Annotated in this window: 17 protein-coding genes; all 17 read left to right on the top strand. The window is 46.9% G+C overall.

The features are described from left to right. Positions 1-94 precede the first annotated feature (94 nt). Entirely contained in the window at positions 95-847 is a 753-nt protein-coding gene (locus tag MRBLPE1_RS00885) for a ClpP family protease (protein ID WP_364140349.1), read from the top strand. Further along, the gene (locus MRBLPE1_RS00880; RefSeq protein ID WP_364140347.1) at positions 844-1,056 is read left to right on the top strand and encodes a YlzJ-like family protein; all 213 of its coding nucleotides are present in this window, start codon (positions 844-846) and stop codon (positions 1,054-1,056) included. The genes MRBLPE1_RS00885 and MRBLPE1_RS00880 overlap by 4 nt, the downstream gene beginning before the upstream one ends. Before the next feature lie 80 nt (positions 1,057-1,136). Continuing rightward, complete coding sequence (locus tag MRBLPE1_RS00875; protein ID WP_364140345.1) at positions 1,137-3,815, top strand: FtsK/SpoIIIE family DNA translocase; 2,679 nt, start codon at positions 1,137-1,139, stop codon at positions 3,813-3,815. A gap of 118 nt (positions 3,816-3,933) precedes the next feature. Beyond that, positions 3,934-4,719: a spore cortex-lytic enzyme gene (gene sleB, locus MRBLPE1_RS00870; protein WP_364140342.1), complete on the top strand. Its 786-nt coding sequence runs from the start codon at positions 3,934-3,936 to the stop codon at positions 4,717-4,719. A 146-nt stretch (positions 4,720-4,865) separates the two neighbouring features. Next, entirely contained in the window at positions 4,866-6,140 is a 1,275-nt protein-coding gene (gene yfmF / locus MRBLPE1_RS00865) for an EF-P 5-aminopentanol modification-associated protein YfmF (protein ID WP_414698821.1), read from the top strand. 2 nt (positions 6,141-6,142) lie between these two features. Continuing rightward, positions 6,143-7,429 carry an EF-P 5-aminopentanol modification-associated protein YfmH gene (gene yfmH / locus MRBLPE1_RS00860; RefSeq protein ID WP_364140336.1) on the top strand — a complete coding sequence of 429 codons (1,287 nt, stop codon included), beginning with the start codon at positions 6,143-6,145 and terminating at the stop codon, positions 7,427-7,429. Next, a complete protein-coding gene (ymfI, locus tag MRBLPE1_RS00855; protein ID WP_364140334.1) occupies positions 7,426-8,172 on the top strand; it encodes an elongation factor P 5-aminopentanone reductase in 747 nt (248 codons plus the stop codon). Before yfmH ends, ymfI begins: the two co-directional genes overlap by 4 nt. 106 nt (positions 8,173-8,278) lie before the next feature. Further along, positions 8,279-8,530 carry a DUF3243 domain-containing protein gene (locus MRBLPE1_RS00850; protein ID WP_364140331.1) on the top strand — a complete coding sequence of 84 codons (252 nt, stop codon included), beginning with the start codon at positions 8,279-8,281 and terminating at the stop codon, positions 8,528-8,530. A 187-nt stretch (positions 8,531-8,717) separates the two neighbouring features. After that, the gene (locus tag MRBLPE1_RS00845) at positions 8,718-9,485 is read left to right on the top strand and encodes a DUF3388 domain-containing protein (RefSeq protein WP_138751528.1); all 768 of its coding nucleotides are present in this window, start codon (positions 8,718-8,720) and stop codon (positions 9,483-9,485) included. An 18-nt stretch (positions 9,486-9,503) separates the two neighbouring features. Then, positions 9,504-10,424, top strand: a complete 921-nt coding sequence (locus MRBLPE1_RS00840; protein ID WP_364140328.1) for a helix-turn-helix domain-containing protein — start codon at positions 9,504-9,506, stop codon at positions 10,422-10,424. 28 nt (positions 10,425-10,452) lie between these two features. Next, on the top strand, positions 10,453-10,947 hold the full coding sequence (locus MRBLPE1_RS00835; protein WP_308994498.1) for a YajQ family cyclic di-GMP-binding protein: 495 nt from the start codon (positions 10,453-10,455) through the stop codon (positions 10,945-10,947). Between the two features lie 295 nt (positions 10,948-11,242). Continuing rightward, positions 11,243-11,818, top strand: coding sequence for a CDP-diacylglycerol--glycerol-3-phosphate 3-phosphatidyltransferase (gene pgsA, locus MRBLPE1_RS00830; protein ID WP_169083019.1), 576 nt, complete (start codon positions 11,243-11,245; stop codon positions 11,816-11,818). 90 nt (positions 11,819-11,908) lie between these two features. Continuing rightward, positions 11,909-13,159, top strand: coding sequence for a competence/damage-inducible protein A (locus MRBLPE1_RS00825; RefSeq protein WP_364140326.1), 1,251 nt, complete (start codon positions 11,909-11,911; stop codon positions 13,157-13,159). Between the two features lie 309 nt (positions 13,160-13,468). Continuing rightward, positions 13,469-14,518: a recombinase RecA gene (recA, locus tag MRBLPE1_RS00820; RefSeq protein WP_364140323.1), complete on the top strand. Its 1,050-nt coding sequence runs from the start codon at positions 13,469-13,471 to the stop codon at positions 14,516-14,518. Positions 14,519-14,597: 79 nt separating this feature from the next. Then, positions 14,598-15,302 (top strand): regulatory protein RecX, encoded by a 705-nt coding sequence (locus MRBLPE1_RS00815; protein WP_364140321.1) that lies wholly within the window; start codon positions 14,598-14,600, stop codon positions 15,300-15,302. Between the two features lie 181 nt (positions 15,303-15,483). Then, positions 15,484-17,028 (top strand): ribonuclease Y, encoded by a 1,545-nt coding sequence (gene rny / locus MRBLPE1_RS00810; protein WP_364140319.1) that lies wholly within the window; start codon positions 15,484-15,486, stop codon positions 17,026-17,028. Between the two features lie 90 nt (positions 17,029-17,118). Next, positions 17,119-17,913 (top strand): TIGR00282 family metallophosphoesterase, encoded by a 795-nt coding sequence (locus MRBLPE1_RS00805; protein WP_364140316.1) that lies wholly within the window; start codon positions 17,119-17,121, stop codon positions 17,911-17,913. Position 17,914 lies beyond the last annotated feature (1 nt).

The raw sequence follows: 17,914 nt of genomic DNA, 5'->3' as shown, positions 1-17,914 counted from the left end.
TTTTGCATAGATGCCGGTTCATGACTTTATTCGGTATAAATTCGACGCCAGACCCCATACTATGATGAGCAATATCACAAAAGGGGGATTGTACATGAACTGGCAGACACAGAATGACATTACATCGGAGCAACCCGATCCAAATTCGGATGAGAAAAAAAGGGCGAATACTGTCGTTGATACGATTCAGCAGCTTGGCCAGACTTCGGCTCCTTCACTGACTGAGTCGAATATATTTTGTATGACCATCATTGGGCAAGTGGAGGGTCATCTCGTCCTGCCTCCGCAAAATAAAACGACCAAGTACGAGCATCTTATTCCGCAATTAGTCGCAGCAGAACAAAATCATAAAATTGAAGGCATATTTATTGTGCTGAATACCGTTGGCGGAGATGTGGAAGCGGGACTTGCCATCGCCGAAATGATTTCATCCTTAACCAAGCCAACCGTAACACTCGTGCTTGGCGGTGGCCATTCGATCGGCGTTCCAATTGCAGTTGCCGGAGACATGTCATTTATCGCCGAAACGGCGACGATGACGATCCATCCGATTCGTTTAAACGGTTTAGTAATCGGGGTACCGCAAACCTTTGAATATTTAGATAAAATGCAGGAGCGAGTCGTCCGTTTCGTGACTTCGCATTCCAACGTCACAGAACATATTTTTAAAGAGCTAATGTTTAAGACCGGTGAGCTGACTCGCGATATCGGGACGACGGTTATCGGCTCGGATGCGGTCAAGCATGGACTTATCGATGCGGTGGGAGGATTAGGCGAGGCGCTTAAGGAATTAAACCGGCGTATTGAAGCTTCTAAAAGCGCCAAAGTCGAGGTGACCCTTCAATGACGCTTTATACGAATATGCCTCTTGAGCTGGTGCTTGAGGGCTTTAACGACGAAATGGAAAACATGCAAGAGATTTGGTCTAACGGAGTAAAAATGCAGGTCATGCCAGTGGCGCCTGGAATGGGGAAAATTGTTCGTTTATTAGAATGCCAGCTGGATGATTATTTGAATCCCAAGTTCATGCCGGGTAACATCATTCATTACCAATAACGCCAAACGGATGTTCGTACGAATGTCTCATAGGAACATTTGCCCACCTATGGTATAATCTTTTACCAGAGGTGACCGATTTGGCGAAGAAAAAGAGAAGAAAAAAAACTTTAGGCTCAAACTTAAAATACGAAGTATACGGTATTTTGCTAATTACGATTTCCATTATAGCATTATCCGGCGAAGCGGCTGTCGGGCGCTCGTTATCCAAGTTATTTGGACTTGTGCTCGGCAAATTTTATTTCGTCCTAGCAATAATTGGCATCGTTATCGGTTTGGCAGTCATGATCAAAAGGGCTTGGCCTAAGGGATGGACAAATAGGCGGACAGGCTTATTTATTTTGGTGCTTGCTTTTACGCTTATGAGCTCAATATCCGAAATTGATCAAAAATTAAGCCCTACTGTCGGGCTTACCGGAACGATGATATTTAGGCAGCTAAGCAGTGATTTGCAAATGTTGTTGATCAGCGTACCTGTCGAAAACGATTTGCCGATTCGAGACAAAGAAATTAGCGGCGGCTATGTCGGCGCTATTCAATACTCTTTGTTTTTCTCATTATTTGGCTATTACGGAGCAAAGCTGATCATGTTTGTCATGTTCGCCATTTCGATCATGCTGATGACGGGCAAATCATATGTGGAATTAGGAAGAGTCCTAAGCGGCAGAGCAACGCGGATGTTTAAACTGCTTACGGCTAAGTGGGCGAAGAGAGCCTCTTTACGTGCATCATCGGCAGCGGCTAGCACCAGACCCGATGCATTGGATTTGGATGATGACGATACGATTGACGATGACCATGAAGATTATGTCATATCTCCTCCAAAGAAAAGAAAATCTTTATTTTTCTCTTGGCGGCAAAATAACAATGACGAAGAAACGAACACGCAGACCGAAGCGCAAGACGATTGGGTATTCGAGCCGGATGGAACTGAGGCGTCAAACAGCAGTAAACCAGCTTGGCAAAATGATATCGAGCCGCCTTGGGAGAAATCTGGCGCCGATTTACATACTGAAGCCGTTCAAGAAGAACTATTGCAGAGCAGCGCTGCGCCTTGGAAAAAATCTAGTGTCGGATTAATTATCGATCATGATGCGGATTCACTAAATCAACAAGAGCCATGGAATGATTCTTATCCTATCCCAGAGTCTAATGATCCGCTGCTGGATGCCATGAATGCGGATGAACCGGATGCTGAAGGAGAATTGGAAGATGAATCCTCTGATGCAAGATCATCCGAGGCACTTGATGCTTCTGAAGCACTTGTTACCGATGAGAATCAAGCGCAAACGGTTCCTAAGCGTCCAGTTACCGAGATTGAGCAAAGCACGGTTAAGCCGTATTTGCTGCCTCCATTCTCGCTGTTAACGAAACCGAATCTTATGGGCAAAAGCGCTGACGCGACGGATATGTACGATTCCCGCAGAAAGCTGGAAGCTACGCTGGAGAGCTTCGGCGTGCGAGCCAAAGTGCTTGATGTCGTGCGTGGCCCGGCAGTAACGCGATATGAGGTTCAGCCGGCAACAGGGGTCAAGGTTAGCCGGATCGTTGGCTTAACGGATGATATCGCACTTGCGTTAGCAGCCAAAGACATACGGATGGAGGCGCCGATTCCTGGCAAGTCAGCCATCGGAATCGAAGTGCCGAATATGGAAGTATCCGTCGTTACGATGCGGGAGGTTATGGAAACAGCTACGTTCCAAAATGCCGCTTCCAAGCTGTCCATCGCATTCGGACGGGATATCTCGGGGCAAACGATTGTGGGCAACTTGGCCAAAATGCCCCATTTGCTTGTAGCAGGCGCGACGGGTTCGGGTAAATCGGTTTGTATTAACGGTATTATTACGAGTATTTTGTACAAGGCAGCGCCTGATGAAGTGAAGTTTCTAATGATCGACCCAAAAATGGTCGAACTGAATGTTTACAATGGAATTCCGCATTTGCTGGCTCCCGTTGTGACGAATCCGAAGAGAGCTTCGCTCGCGCTCAAGAAAATCGTTGTTGAAATGGAAAGCCGCTACGAGCTGTTTTCCAAATCCGCGACGCGCAACATAGAAGGATACAATACGTTAATGGCGGATAATCCCGCAGCCGTATTACCTTATATCGTTGTTATTGTGGATGAGCTTGCAGATCTAATGATGGTGGCCGCAAATGATGTGGAGGACTCGATCGCGAGGCTTGCGCAAATGGCACGTGCCGCCGGCATTCATCTCATCATTGCCACGCAGCGGCCATCCGTCGATGTCATCACAGGTGTGATCAAGGCGAACATTCCGTCTCGGATTGCGTTTGGGGTTTCGTCGCAAGTGGATTCGCGTACGATTTTGGATATGGTAGGGGCTGAGAAGCTGCTTGGCCGGGGTGATATGCTGTTCTTGCCTGTCGGAATGTCCAAGCCGATCCGGGTCCAAGGCGCCTTTTTGTCGGATCAGGAAGTTGAGACGCTGGTCAATTATGCGCGGGGCCAAGCTGAAGCGGAATACAAAGAAGATCTTGTTCCGGAGGTAGAAGAGGAAACGGCCGAAGGAAACGAGATGCTGGACGAGCTTTATGATCAAGCCGTTCAAATTATTATAGAGGCGAAGCAAGCCTCGGTTTCCTTGCTGCAGCGAAGAATGCGGATCGGCTATACAAGAGCTGCAAGATTAATTGACCAGATGGAAGCACGCTCGGTCGTAGGGCCTTATGAAGGAAGCAAACCAAGGGAAGTGCTGATTACGATAGATCAATTCCAAGCTGGCAAAGTTAGCTCCTAGATGAAGGTGTTTGCTGATAGCGGAATATTGTGCATAGAAGCGGGATGAATTTCTCATACTAAAGTTAGGTAACGCTACCTTAAGCGAACTAACTTGCAAGAGAAAGGCAGATCCTATCATGAGAAATCGTTTGATTTTAGTGACTTCGATTATCGTACTGTTGTTGTTCGGTTCGTTTTCATTCCTGCACAGTGAGCGTGAAAAAGCTACGGAAACGTTCAGCAACGCTACCTTAACGGTGGGTTCTTCCGGTCAGGACGTGAATGAACTGCAAGGACGACTCAAGCATCTCGGCTATTTCAAAGGCGAAATAGACGGGAAATTCGGTACGAGCACTAAAAATGCAGTTACTTGGTTTCAGTGGAAGTTCGGGCTTAAATCGGACGGAGTCGTCGGTGCGAAAACAAAGCTGAAGCTTTGGGAAGCTACAAAAGCATGGAAACCAACGGCTGCGGCTCCGCCAGCTTCTAACGCGGGATCAAGCGGCAAAGAAACAGCAAGCTCTACAGGCAACAAAACAACGATTGCTAAATCTAACCGGTTAGGCTTAACCGAAAATGATCTTCAAATGATGGCAAATGCCGTATATGGAGAATCACGTGGCGAGCCTTACGAAGGGCAAGTTGCGGTTGCGGCTGTCATCATTAACCGTTTGAAATCGCAAAGCTTTCCGAATACGATCTACGGCGTTATTTTTCAGCCTGGTGCTTTTACGGCAGTGGCGGACGGTCAAATCTGGCTTACTCCGAATGCGAAAGCAAGAGAGGCGGTCGAAGATGCTATCAATGGCTGGGATCCAACCGGCGGCTGCATCTATTACTTTAATCCCGACACAGCCACTTCGAAATGGATATGGACGAGAACGCAGATTAAAACGATCGGGAAGCATATTTTCTGTATGTAACAATAAGATTTTCACGAAAGGAAGCAGCCGTTACTGCCAAGTGCAGGAGTGGTTGCTTCTTCCATTTCCTATAGGTTAGAATGGTATAGTGATTTGTCTAATGGAATAGATTTACTCTATAATGGCCGATGAAAGGAGCAAACCGAGTGTCCATATTCGAAAGAGGGCAGCTGCAGCACATCCGTCTGCATGTGATGCCTACAAAACGATTCAAAACGTTTGCCATTTCCTTATTTGCGGGACTCACGCTCGATGAAGCAACGGTTACGCCGGTTGCTCTTATTCCGTTTGTACTGAGAAGAGGTACTGCCAATCTGCCTGAAACCATTACTTTCCGAGAAAAGCTTGACGATTTATATGGAGCAGGCTTTGGGTTTGATGTATATAAAAGGGGCGATTCCCAAATCGTCCAATTTCGTATGGATGTCATCAACGATGAGTTTGTGTCATCGAACACGCCGCTCCTTGCGGAATCGCTTCAGTTTTTGGGGGATGTCATTACGGATCCCTTATTAGAGAATGACGGCTTTCATCAAAAATATGTCGATGCCGAGAAGACAACGCTTAAGAAACGCTTAGAAGCTATCGTTAATGATAAGATTCGATACGCCGCGGAGCGCTGCTTGGAAGAGATGTGCGCCGATGAGCCTTACCGACTGCACCCTCTTGGGAAGCTTGCAGAGATTGATGCGATTTCGCCTGCATCGCTATATGAGCAATACGAGCAATGGCTGGATCAAGCCGCACTTGATTTGTATGTCGTTGGCGATACAACGTTAGCCGAAGTGACGGAGCTCGTATCCAAAGCCTTTAAGCTTAAAAACGGCTCACCGTCCGCTTATGCAGCGCCAAACGTTCAGCATACGGTCAAAGAAGTGAAAAATGTAACGGAACGGATGGAAGTCAGCCAAGGCAAGCTCAATTTGGGCTTGCGTACCGGCGTAGGCTATATCGACGATGAATATCCGGCCGCCTTAATGTACAACGGTATTTTAGGGGGCTATCCTCACTCGAAGTTATTTCTTAACGTGCGGGAGAAGGAAAGCTTGGCTTATTATGCAGCATCCCGTCTTGATGGCCATAAAGGACTTTGCACCATCCAATCCGGAATTGAATTTGCTAACTATGACAGAGCGGTCGTTATTATTAAAGAACAGCTTGAAAGCATGCGCCAGGGACAGCTTTCCGAGCTTGAGATGAATCAGACGAAAGCCATGATATCCAATCACCTCCGTGAGCTTCAAGACTCAGCCTACGAGATGATCGCATACGATTTTAACGGCGTGCTCACGGGCAAGCAAAGAAGTGCGGAAGAGCTTCTGAAGCAGGTTCAAGCCGTTACCGCCGAGGATATCGTGAAGGTTGCCGAGCGCGTGCAGCTCGATACGATTTACTTTTTGCGTGACCGGAAGGAGGCATAACGATGGAAACCCTTAGTTATCCAAATGTGCAGGAAACGCTGTACCGCGAGGTGCTTGATAACGGACTAGAGGTTATCGTGCTTCCAAAGGAAGGCTTCAACAAAACCTATGCGACATTTTCCACAAAATACGGCTCGGTCGACAACCGTTTTTCAGTCGGCAATCAGCAACCGGTAAAGGTGCCTGACGGCATCGCTCATTTTTTGGAGCATAAAATGTTCGAGGAGCCGACCGGCGATATTTTTGCAGTGTTTGCTTCCCAGGGCGCCTCTGCCAACGCTTTTACGAGCTTTGACCGTACGGTATATTTATTTTCTGCGACGGAGCAAATAAATGCGAATCTAGAAACGTTGATCAATTTTGTTCAAAATCCTTATTTTACGGATACGAACGTAGAAAAGGAAAAGGGCATTATCGAGCAAGAGATCAATATGTATCGCGACAATCCGGACTGGAGAGTTTATTTCGGTCTCATCGATGCGCTGTATCATGAGCATCCCGTCCATATCGATATTGCCGGTACGGTAGAATCCATCAGGCAGATCGATAAAGAAACGTTATATCGCTGCTACAAAACCTTTTATCACCCATCGAACATGCTGCTATTCGTCGTTGGCGGCGTGAAGGCTGAGGAAGTGTTTCAGCTTGTTCGCGATAATCAAAGCACCAAAACATTTGAACCTCAAGGCGAGATTGAGCGGTATTTTGAAAAAGAACCGGAAGCCGTGAAGGTTAGCCGAAAAGTTACGGAACTGCCCGTTTCCTTGCCTAAATGCATGCTCGGATTCAAAGAAAAACAGACGGGTCTAACGGGCGAAGCGCTTCTTCGTCAAGAGGTTACGACCAAGCTGATGCTGGAAGCACTTATTGGGCCCAGCTCAAAGCTTTATCAGCAGCTCTACGAGAATGATTTGATTTCCGACTCCTTCGGACATGAGTACAATTCAAGTATGGGTTATGCTTTCTCCGTAATCGGCGGCGATACGCCGAATCCGGATGAACTCATCAAGCAAATCCGTACTGCCGTAGAAGGTACTTTGGCAAGCGGAATTGAAGCTGCGGCTTTTGAGAGATCCAAACGAAAAAAAATCGGCGGATATTTGCGGATGCTCAATTCCCCAGAAGCGATAGCCGGTGAATTTACAAGATACCGTTTTCGCGACAGCGATATGTTCGATGTCCTCGATTTTTACGAAAAATGTACGCTTGACGATGTCAATGCGCGGCTGCGCGAGCATTTTGATTTCGAACAGCTTGCGGTATCGATTGTGGAACAGCCGTCAAAATGAAGACGCTCCAGCAAATGACGGTGTTAATTACAGGGGGAGGCCGAGGAATCGGGGCAGCCATTGCCAGACGATTTGCGGCTGAGGGAGTTAACATCGTCATTCATTATTTGCAATCTCATGAGACAGCTAACGAAACGGCAAGAACTTGTATGGCATTAGGCGCGAATGTATTGACGATCTCAGCAGATTTGCGCTCCAAGGAGCAGCTCGAGCGGATGCGGGAGAAGCTGGAGAGCCATAACATGCTGCCTGATATCCTTGTGAATAACGGCGGCATATCTCATTATGGCATGCTGATGGATGTCTCGGAGGAAGAATGGGATGATGTGATGTCCGTTAACCTCAAAGGCATGTTCCTTTGCTCGCAGCTGTTCATGCCGAATATGATCGCGCAGCGCTATGGCCGTATCATTAACGTTTCCTCCATATGGGGAATGTCCGGCGCGTCTTGCGAAGTGCTTTATTCAACGACAAAGGGCGGCATGAATGCCTTTACGAAGGCGCTGGCGAAGGAGCTGGCGCCAACCGGGGTTACGGTAAATGCAGTAGCGCCAGGTGCTGTTGAAACCGAAATGATGGACGGCTTTAACGCGGAAGAAAAAGCTGCCATGCAGCAGGAAATTCCTGTGGGACGATTTGGCTCGACGGAAGAAATCGCATCGCTTGTTTATTTTTTGGCTTTGCCTGAATCATCGTATATTACGGGCCAAGTCATCAGTCCGAATGGCGGTTGGCACACTTAATCAAAAAAAAGCTTTATCGGACAGGCCATGTGCATAATTAGGGAAGCATCTACGCATGATATGACTGTTGATGATTCTTTTCTATACCTTTAGGAGGCGAAGAAACATGTCAACTGTCCTTTCTAATTTTGCCACATGGAAGCATTTCTTGGCAGACCGTGTATCTCAAGCAAAGAAGATCGGGATGACGGAAGAAACGATTTCAAGCCTTGCTTATGAAATCGGTACCTTTCTCGATGAGAAGGTAGATCCGAAAAATGAGGAAGAGCGCGTATTAAAACAGCTATGGGATGCAGGTGACGAGGCAGAACGTAAAGTTCTTGCTGGCCTCATGGTCAAGCTCGTCCAACAATCGTAGTCGTTTTATTAATTCGACATTTTCCTCAAGCAGAAGCAGAAGCAGGAGAGCCTCCTTACAGGAGGCTTTTCTGCAATGTTTCTTTTTGGCTTGCAGGATTGTGACGAAAATTGTAGAATTATGTTTCATGACGGAGTATCCATCATTTACATACTTCTATAAGAACAGGCTTAGGACGGTGACAGCTTTGGAGTCGAAACAATGGTATATGGAATACAAAATACATAAAAACAGGCCGGGCTTACTCGGAGATATCGCTTCTTTGTTAGGTATGCTAGAAGTTAATATCATGACCATCAACGGTGTGGAAGATAGAACGAGAGGAATGCTTCTTCAGACCGATGATGACGAGAAGATCGAGCTGCTTGGCAAAATGCTGCAAAAGGTTGATAATATAACGGTAAACAAACTGAGAACGCCTACAATTGTTGATATTTTGGCGGTTCGCCATGGCCGGTACATTGAGCGTGATTCAGACGATCGCAAGACGTTCAGATTTACGCGCGACGAGCTCGGTATTTTGGTTGATTTCTTGGGTGAAGTGTTTAAACGCGACGGCAATCAGGTTATAGGTTTACGTGGGATGCCCCGTGTCGGCAAAACGGAATCGATTATTGCCGGCAGCGTTTGCTCGAATAAGCGTTGGACGTTCGTATCATCCACCCTGCTGCGGCAAACGGTTAGAAGCCAGCTGTCAGAGGATGAAATGCAGCCCAACAATATATTCATAATTGACGGGATTGTAAGCACGATCCGCTCAAACGAGAAGCATTATGGCCTGCTTCAAGAAATTATGGCGATGCCTTCAACAAAAGTCATTGAGCATCCAGATATTTTCATTAAGGAATCTAATTTCGATTACAGCCATTTTGACATTATCGTTGAGTTACGCAATACGCCGGATGAAGAAATATCGTACGAATCATTTACAGCTAACTACACAGACGATTTCTAATCGGAAGGAGGCCGTCTCATGTCTGATTTAGGAGAATTGCTTCGCAAGGCGAGAGACCAGCGCGGATTAACGCTAGATGATATTCAAGAAACAACAAAAATTAGAAAACGGTACCTGGAAGCGATCGAAAGCGGAGACCACACGGTTTTGCCTGGACCATTTTATGTACGCGCATTTGTGAAAAATTACTCAGAGGCTGTTGGACTTGATCCGGACGAAGTACTTCGTTTGTATCAGCATGAGGTGCCGGCAGCGCCGATTGAGCAAATTGCCGAACCAATCGTCGTAAGAGCACCGCGTCGGGTTAAATCGCAATCGTCCGAGAGACTTGGCAAAATCGGCTTCAACGTCATGATGTGGTCCTTTCTTATCTTAATCGTTGTCGTCATTTGGGTGTACGTCATCAATAAAGATGCGGATAATCCAGAGCAGGTCGATAATAGCACCGATATTACGGAAGCTTCCGAACCGCCGGTTCAGACTGACGACACAGATACGGCCGAGGGCGAAGTTACGCCAACAACCGAACCGGTTGCGCCTACTCCGACTGAAGCGCCAACTACCGTTACATTCGGCAGCAAAGTAGGGAAGGCTGATCAATACGATATCGGCCCTGCAGGAAAAACGCATAAAATTGAAGTGAAAATCGTAGGCGGAAGAAGCTGGCTTGAGGTTCGCTCGAACAGCAACCAAGGCGAAAAGCTGTATTCTGCGAATGCGGAGGACGGAACGATAGAGTCTTACGACCTCGTTGGCCCGATCTATATCAATGTAGGAAGATCCGATCTAACCGAAATCACAGTAGATGGCGTTCTAGTACCAGACGGGGACCGTGCGGGATCCAAGAAGCTGCTTCTTCAGCCGCTAGCGGATGGAGCAACTCCAACAACGGACCAGGTTACACCTACGCCAAATAACGAAAGCGATCAAGCGGAATAATGATTAATGTACCAAAGGAGAGGTTTTAATGGCTTCAGAAAATGCATTTGATATTGTATCCAAAGTGGATATGGCAGAATTGGCTAACGCGATTAAGCAAGCGGAACGGGAGATTGAAACCCGCTTTGATTTCAAAGGCAGCAAAAGCTCCATCGCACTCGAAAAGGAAGAGCTCGTCGTTGCATCCGAAGATGATTACAAGCTGAAGAATGTGCTTGATATTCTATTGTCCAAAATGGTGAAACGCGGCGTTCCCATTAAAAACCTGGATTACGGTAAAATCGAAGGCGCTTCCGGCAATACGGTACGTCAACGGATCAAGCTTAGACAAGGCATCGAGCAGGATGTTTCCAAAAAGATCAATATACTCATTCGGGATTCAAAGCTAAAGGTGAAAAGCTTGATCCAAGGGGATCAGATTAGAGTATCGGGCAAAAGCCTTGATGATTTGCAGGCCGTTATGAAGCTGCTTAGAGAAGCAGACCTGCCCGTAGAACTTCAATTTACCAATTACCGCTCGTAATAGCGAAGCTTCGTTTCATCGGAACTCGAGAAACGGGGCTTTTCGTTTCATTAGCGCAAAGAGGCAATATGAGGCTTTAGCCGCTTTTGACACGTGTATGGGCATGTATTATACTTGTTTAGATAGCTTTACAGTAGGATCTGGGGGATACATAGATGAAAGTAAGCACACATGCAGTCACTCAAGGTTGCTTAGCAAAGGGTCCGCAGCTGGAAAGAAAATCCGGTATTATTCACGAACAAAGGGTTCGCGTAACGCACACCTTTGAGTTAGACCGATCTAAGGAGGGAATTGCGTGAATCTGGCGAACCGCATTACCTTAGCCAGAATATTTTTAGTGCCGGTTATTATGTTTTTTCTGCTTATCAAAGTGGATTTGGGGTCGTTTAGCATTTCTGACTTCTCCATTACATACAATCAAATCGCAGCGGCACTTATTTTTATTGTGGCAGCAAGTACAGACGGGTTAGACGGCTACATCGCCCGCAAAAACAAAATCGTAACGAACCTAGGCAAGCTTCTCGATCCATTGGCAGATAAGCTGCTTGTTGCAGCCGTTCTTATTTCACTCGTTGAAATGGACAAGCTGAATGCATTGATTGCGATTGTTATCATCAGCCGAGAATTCGCTGTTACGGGTCTTCGTCAAATCGCGCTCCTGGAGGGCTCGGTCATGGCTGCCAGCACATGGGGCAAATGGAAGACGGCGATTCAAATTACTATGATCATTGCGCTGTTGATCAACAATTTCCCGTTTAATTTCATTGATTTTCCATTCGATGTTATCGCAAGCTGGGTAGCAGCCGCTATTACGGTATACTCGGGCATTGATTATTTCTTGAAAAATAAGCATCTTATTCCGGTAGAATAACGTTAAAGCATCTTTCCTTTCAATGGGGGGATGCTTTTACTTATATGGCTGGGGGCCAATCAACAAACGAAGCAGAGGAGATCTCGAATAATGAAAGCAGAAATCATAGCGGTCGGTACGGAGCTGCTGCTCGGCCAAATCGTAAATACGAATGCGCAGTTTTTATCTCAGAAGCTTGCGGGTCTAGGCGTAGACGTTTATTTTCAAACGGTTGTCGGCGACAATGCGGGGAGGCTGCGGGAAGCGATTGAAATTGGGCGAAGCCGAGCGGATTTACTTGTTTTTACGGGCGGGCTCGGACCAACCCAGGATGATCTTACGAAGGATGTTTTAGCGGAATATTTAAATCGCAAGCTCGTTATCCATGAGCCGTCTATGGTTCAGATCGAGCAGATGTTCAGCTCTCGCGGCATCCATATGGTGGAGAGCAACCGCCGTCAGGCCTTGATGATCGAGGGCGGCGACCCGCTGGAAAATACGACGGGCTTAGCGGTTGGAAACGGCTTGTCCGTGGATGGGACGCTTTATTTGCTGCTTCCCGGCCCGCCGCGTGAGATGAAGCCCATGATGGATGCGGCAGGGGAGCTGTGGCTGCGTTCCAAGCTGGGAGATGCAGAGCCGCTGTATTCGCGTATTTTAAAATTCGCAGGCATTGGAGAATCAAATCTCGAGGCCAAGCTGATTGATTTAATTGACGGACAGGTCGATCCAACTATCGCGCCTTACGCGAAGGAAGGCGAAGTTTCCATAAGAGTTTCGACCAAAGCTGGCTCGGCTATCGATGCCGATCTGAAAATAGATGAAAGCGTCGATAAAATAAAAGAACGGGTAGGCGAATATTTGTATGCGCAGGAGGACATTCCGCTGGAGGTTGAGGTTGTACACCTCCTGAGAGCCTCAAGACGCAAGCTGGCGAGCGCGGAAAGCTGCAGCGGGGGTTTATTGGCCGAGCTTATTACAAACGTTCCTGGGAGCAGCGGAGAGTATGTAGGAGGGGTTGTCACCTACACCAATATAATGAAGCATCATTTATTAAGCATACCGCTCACGCAGCTCGAAGGAGAGGGCGCACCCGGTGCAATCAGTGACTCGACTGCCGCTTTAATGGCGGAGAGGGTAAGGGAGCTCTCGGATGCCGATTTCGGGGTATCCTTGACAGGCGTCGCCGGACCGGCTGAATCCGAGGGCAAACCCGTTGGGTTGGTTTACATTGGCATTTCGGAGCGGGGAAAAGCAACCGACGTTTTTACTTTGAACCTTAGCGGCGGAAGAAGCATGATAAGGCTGCGCGCCGTGAAAGCTGCTTTGTACCGATTATGGCAGGCGCTTCAGGCGAATTAGACATGTGGCGAGCTGTTTTTGCATGATAGCAAAAATGCAGCCAAGGCACGGAAACGAATCGGCTATCAATGGTTTCTATCGGCATCGCGAAATTTCGACGAAATAAATAATGTTTGTCAATTGCGGGCCAGCCCGTTATAATTAGGGATAGTTATCGGAAGAACCGTGGCGAAGAATACTTTGCTGCGGTTTTTTTATGTCCATTTGAGGGGGCGAAGCGAAAAGGCGAATGTATGTTCGAAAAAATGCTTGTCAACCCGTCAGAAAAAAGGTATCATAACATTATAAATGAAGAAGGATGTGAGTTTCTTGTCGGATCGTCGCGCTGCACTAGAAATGGCTTTGCGTCAAATTGAGAAGCAATTTGGTAAAGGCTCCATCATGAAATTGGGAGAATCCACACACATGCAGGTAGAAACCGTGCCTAGCGGTTCACTTGCTCTAGATATTGCATTAGGAATAGGCGGCTTGCCGCGTGGACGTGTTATTGAAATATATGGACCGGAATCATCCGGTAAAACGACTGTTGCGCTTCATGCGATTGCAGAGGTTCAACGAATTGGCGGACAAGCTGCCTTTATCGATGCGGAGCATGCGCTGGATCCGCTTTATGCTAGCAAGCTTGGCGTAAATATTGATGAGCTGTTGCTTTCTCAGCCGGATACAGGCGAGCAAGCATTGGAAATCGCTGAAGCGCTTGTACGCAGCGGCGCGGTTGACATTGTCGTTATTGACTCCGTTGCTGCACTTGTACCAAAAGCGGAGATCGAAGGCGACATGGGTGATTCACACGTTGGTCTTCAAGCTCGTTTGATGTCGCAGGCTTTGCGAAAGCTTTCGGGTGCCATCAGCAAATCGAAGACGATTGCTATTTTCATCAACCAATTGCGTGAGAAGGTTGGCGTTATGTTTGGTAACCCCGAGACAACGCCAGGCGGACGCGCTTTGAAGTTCTACTCGAGCGTACGTCTTGACGTGCGTCGTATCGAGACGCTGAAGCAAGGTAATGACATGATTGGTAACCGTACTCGTATTAAAGTCGTGAAAAATAAGGTAGCCCCTCCGTTTAAGCAAGCTGAGGTTGACATCATGTACGGCGAGGGTATTTCCAGAGAAGGTACTCTTGTGGATATCGGCGTAGAGATGGATATCGTTCAGAAGAGCGGAGCATGGTTCTCATACAATGGCGAGCGTCTAGGCCAAGGCCGCGAGAATGCGAAGCAGTACTTGAAGGATCACAAGGATGTTGCAGAGGTTATCGAGAAGCAAATTCGCGATGCGAGTAACTTGTCGGCAGCTGCGACTCAGGCAAATTTCAAACCTGATGAAGACGACGAAGAGTTCGAAGATCTGGAATAAAAAGACCTTATAGCATACGTATCCATGCTTCGCCGCCCTGTTAGGGGCGGCGAAGCTGTGTTTAGAGAGGATGTACGGTGTGAGCTATAGCGACCCGGAAATTGAAGAAGAATGGATGATCTTATCGGTTCGTCTAGATAAAAAGGAAAGAAAATTATATCATCTCTTTGCCGAGTCAGAGGAACCGTTATTATCCGTACATGAAGATATATTAATTCGGTTTCGATTGACGAAGGGGCAACTATTAACGGAGGTTCAAATCGAAGAAATACGAATGGAAGACGAACGTTACCGTGCCTACGTGCTGGCAATCGCCTATTTAGGAGCTAGACCGAGAACAAGAAAACAAATCGAGCAATATTTAAACCGCAAGCTGTTTGAATCAGACAATATTCAATATGCTCTTGACCGTTTAGAAAAGGAACATATTGTGGATGATGAACAATATGCGCGTCAATTTGCAGCGGGAAGACTGAAGAACAGCCTGAAGGGACGACGCTTTATTCAGCAAGAGCTGGCGCAGCGAGGCGTGTCGAAAGAAGCCGCTGCAGAGGCAATCGGTGCATTGGACCATAAAGTTGAATTAGCGTCGGCGAAAAAGGCCGCCGAGAAGAAATGGCGCTCCTTAAAAGGGGATACGTTTGAGAAAAAACGCAAGCTTATGGGGTATTTAATGCGCAGCGGTTTTCCGGGTGATATCGTAAAGGAAGCCATAAAGTCGATAGATCTGATTGGTGAAGATGATGCATTCGAGGAAGATGATGGGCTTTTGCTTGACAATTGATTTTACGAAAAGATAAAATGAGGTTGTATTCCTTCAATATTGAATCAATTTTCCTTCCAAAAGTTGATTCAATACGATTATTTTCGTCAAATTAGTAATTGTTGAAACGGTTTGAAGCCGGTTGAAAACCTAATATCATCCCAAGCAGTGCCTTGGTGTATGCAACAAGGAGGTGAACAAGATGCCTAATGAGGTCATTTGGATCTTGATCTGTCTCTTTGTTGGCGCAATTTTCTTTGGGATTGGTTATTTTATTCGAAAGTCGATTGCCGAGGCCAAAATTTCAAGCGCTGAGCAAGCTGCCATTGTAATCGTAGAAAATGCGAAAAAAGAAGCGGAAGCTCAGAAAAAAGAAACCGTGCTAGAAGCAAAAGATGAAGTCCACAAACTTCGTTCCGAAGCCGAGAGAGACATTCGTGAACGTCGCAACGAGGCTCAACGTCAGGAAAGACGTTTACTCCAAAAAGAGGAGTCGCTGGATAAAAAGTTAGAAGCGCTAGAACGCAAAGAAGAAACTGTAGCCAACAAAGAAAAACGGATCGAAGAAACGCAAGAGCAGATCGATTCCATTTACAAGCAGCAGCTGAGTGAATTGGAACGTATTTCGAGTCTGACAACGGAAGATGCCAAATCGATCATTTTATCCAATGTTGAACAGGAAGTACGACATGAAACAGCACAAATGATTAAAGAGATCGAGCAGCAAGCGAAAGAAGAGGCCGATAAGAAAGCCCGTGATATTATTTCACTAGCTATTCAGCGCTGTGCGGCAGATCATGTGGCTGAGACGACGGTATCCGTCGTAACATTGCCTAATGAAGAAATGAAAGGCCGCATTATTGGGCGTGAAGGCCGTAATATCCGTGCTTTGGAAACATTGACTGGTATCGATCTAATCATCGACGATACACCGGAAGCGGTCATTTTATCTGGTTTCGACCCGATAAGACGCGAAATTGCCCGCACTTCTTTAGAAAAGCTTGTGGCTGACGGTCGTATCCATCCTGCCCGTATTGAAGAAATGGTTGAAAAATCTCGTAAAGAAGTGGACGAGCGCATCCGTGAATACGGTGAGCAAGCGACTTTCGAGGTTGGCGTTCACAGCTTGCATCCGGATTTAATCAAGATTTTAGGACGATTGAAGTATCGGACAAGTTACGGTCAGAACGTGCTGAAGCACTCCATGGAAGTAGCTTACTTGACTGGATTGATGGCAGCAGAGCTTGGCCAGGATGTTACTTTGGCAAAGCGTGCAGGTTTGCTGCATGATATCGGTAAAGCATTGGATCATGAAGTGGAAGGCTCGCATGTAGAAATCGGTGTTGAACTTGCTAAGAAATACAAGGAGCATCCTGTCGTTATAAACAGTATTGCTTCCCATCACGGGGATACGGAAGCTACTTCCGTAATCGCGATGCTCGTAGGAGCGGCTGACGCATTGTCCGCTGCGCGTCCTGGAGCCCGCCGTGAAACGCTTGAAACGTACATCAAACGACTGGAGAAGCTTGAAGATATCTCTGAATCGTTTGAAGGAGTGGAAAAATCGTACGCGATCCAAGCTGGCCGCGAAGTGCGCGTCATGGTGCAGCCAGAAAAAATCGACGATACGGAAGCGTTCCGCCTTGCACGTGATATTACGAAGAAAATCGAAAGCGAACTTGATTATCCGGGACATATTAAGGTTACGGTTATACGAGAAACACGCGCGGTTGAATATGCGAAATAAACGACAAAAAAATATCGGCTTTTCGGAAAAGTGGCTGCTTGTTAGCCACTTTTCTGTTTGCAGGCGTACAAAAAAAGGAAGTGTATTCAAATGAACGTATTGTTTATCGGGGATATTGTAGGCAATGTAGGGAGAAGCGCATTAAAACGCGTGCTCCCAGCTCTGAAAAGTAAGTATAATCCGCATATTATTATTGCGAATGGCGAGAATGCGGCTGCCGGCCGCGGAATAACAGCAACAATTGCCAAGGAATTTTTCGAATGGGGTATCCATGGCATCACCATGGGTAACCATACGTGGGATAATAAAGATATATTTGAATGGATTGACGACGAGCCGCGTCTGGTAAGGCCGGCGAATTATGCAGCAGGCGCGCCAGGGCAAGGCATGGCTTTTATCAAAGCGGCCGGAAAGCAGCTGGCTATCATCAATTTGCAGGGACGTACATTCCTGCCGCCAATTGATTGCCCGTTCCGTAAGGCGGACGAGCTAATCGAAGAAGCAAAAGAGCAAACCAACAATATCCTTGTCGATTTTCATGCAGAGGCAACCTCGGAGAAAATAGCCATGGGCTGGCATCTGGATGGCAGAGCATCGATCGTGCTTGGAACGCATACGCATGTTCAAACGAATGACGATACGATTTTGCCGGGCGGGACAGCTTACATCACGGATGTGGGTATGGTTGGTCCGAAGGAAGGCGTGCTCGGCATGGAGCGAAATGCGGTTTTACATAAATTCATTACGCAGCTGCCTGTCCGATTCGTAGTGGACGAAGGAAAGTGGCATTTGCATGCCATTTCCGTTCAAATTGACGATGCAACAGGCCAAGCGCGGAAAATCGAAAAAATACGTCTTACGGAAGACGAATGGCTTTTGATGTAAT

The organism is Paenibacillus sp. LPE1-1-1.1, from assembly GCF_040676435.1.
Lineage (GTDB): Bacteria > Bacillota > Bacilli > Paenibacillales > Paenibacillaceae > Pristimantibacillus.
The sequence above is the reverse complement of the archived record's forward strand: the minus strand, read 5'-3'. Positions and strand labels throughout refer to the sequence as shown.